The following is a 1,918-nucleotide window of genomic DNA, read 5'->3' as shown; positions in this document are numbered from 1 at the left end:
TCGGAAGGCACGTGCAGACCTTTCGTCATGGCCTCCTACCTTTCTTTCGGGCCCTTGTCAGGGCCGATTCGTTAGCGCCCCTCCGTGTGAGGCGTTATTGCTGACGACATATTTATATCCAAAATCAGCCCATACTTCCACCTTGCCCCCGAACGGTTTTTTATAGGGGGTGAACGGCATACACATATACTTCACGCATGGCAAACTTTGATTTAATAAAGTTTATTTACGTGCTTAAACGCTTTTTTAACCGGAAAATCAATTGGAACTAATCTTTCTTAAACCACCCTCAATTTGCATATTTCACGCAAAGGTATGAATAGAATTCGTAATTCTTGATATGTCTCAACCATTTTGATTTTTATTCAGAAAAAAGTTCGTCCTATTCATTTTTAGCAACCAGGCTACCGTTTACCAGACGTTGGATACCGTTCACCGGAAGCTCAGTATACGGCCCCTCGGATACCCCGCCTGTTTTGCGTCTCTATTTGTAACAACTTGACTTTTTCGGCGGTAAAGACAAACAGACCCGCCCCAAAGGGAGCGGGTCTGCATTCGGTACATCGAGGGCCCAGTAAGGTTTAGGCCCTCGAAATCCTCAAGGGGCTACCGATCGAACTCGGCCAGCGCCTCGCCCAAAAGCCTTAAGCCCTCGCAAAGAACGTCCTCGCTCGCGCAGTAACCCAGGCGCGCGCCGCAGGGAAGTTCAAAGCGGCTACCGGGAACCAACAGCACTCCCCTCTCGGCCAGCAGGCGCTTGCAGAACTCCTCGTCATCCTCGGGAATGTCCAGCTGGATAAACGAGGTGGACACACCCTGTGGGGCCGTCCAGGAGACACGATGCTGCGTGTCGATCCAAGCCTGCGCGATATCGCGGTTGCCAAACACGATCTTGCGGTTGCGCTCGAGAATCTTGTCTTTGTGCTCGAGCACATAGGTCGCTAGGGCGTCGTTGAACACGCCACCGCAAATCATGGTGTAGTCACGATAGGTGCGGATGCGGTTGGAGACCTCTTCGTCGGCCACGACCCAGCCCACGCGAGCCGCAGGCGTCGAATAGGTCTTGGACACCGAGTTGGTGACAATGGCCTTCTCGTACACGTCGGCCATCGATATAAAGGACTCAGTGTTCTCGAGCGGCAGATACACCTCGTCGCACAGCACGTAGGCGCCCACCGAGCGGGCGATCTCGGCAATCTGGCCGAGCGTATCGGCATCGAGCACCGTACCGATGGGGTTCGAGGCGTTATTGATGCAGATGAGCTTGGTGTTGGGGCGCACCGAGTGCTTGAGCTGCTCGATATCGGGCTTCCAGCCGAGCTCCTCGCGAAGCTCCCAATACTCGACCTCGGCACCGAGCGTACGCGGAATCTCATAGAGCGGCGCATAGGTAGGCCACTCGGCAATCACGTGATCGCCGGGCTCGACAACAGCCATGATGGCATTGAGGTTAGCACCCGTACAGCCATTAGTCTGCAAAATGTGATCGGGATTGACCTCGCGACGATACAGCTTGGCGACTTCGGCCTTAAACTCCGGCGAACCCTCGATCCAGCCGTAATTCATCTTCTCGCGATCCAGGCACTCGTAGAACGTAGCACCGTCCTGCTCGTCAAGTGCGCGAAGCTCACCCATGGTCAGCGACGAGATCGTCGACTGAGCGATATCCCATGTAGCACTCTTCTCCCAAACGTTGAGCCATTCCTCAACGCCAATTGTCTTGATATCCATGGCCACCTTATCTGATCTTAATTTAGCGTCAATAAACATGAATGGGACGGTGCGAAAGAACCGCACCGTCCCATTGGGAGACATCTAATGGCAGCTAGATGTTTGTATTAAGACCTGTACGGGTCTTTGAAAACCTTAGAGGTCCTCGCGCCAGAAGGGCATGCTCATGCAGCGCGGGCCGCCGCGG

At 54.0% G+C, this 1,918-nt stretch carries 1 protein-coding gene; it reads right to left on the bottom strand.

Annotation, left to right across the window (positions count from 1 at the left end):
- Positions 1 to 606 precede the first annotated feature (606 nt).
- Positions 607 to 1,731 carry an aminotransferase gene (locus tag DW029_RS11065; RefSeq protein WP_118346177.1) on the bottom strand — a complete coding sequence of 375 codons (1,125 nt, stop codon included), beginning with the start codon at positions 1,729 to 1,731 and terminating at the stop codon, positions 607 to 609.
- Positions 1,732 to 1,918 lie beyond the last annotated feature (187 nt).

The organism is Collinsella sp. AF38-3AC, assembly GCF_003474365.1.
Lineage (GTDB): Bacteria > Actinomycetota > Coriobacteriia > Coriobacteriales > Coriobacteriaceae > Collinsella.
Note: the sequence above shows the minus strand (reverse complement) of the source record. Positions and strands in the feature narration are given on the sequence as shown.

Excerpts from the sequence above, each read along its gene's own strand:
- DW029_RS11065 (WP_118346177.1), bottom strand. The coding sequence starts at position 1,731 with ATGGATATCAAGACAATTGGCGTTGAGGAATGGCTCAACGTTTGGGAG.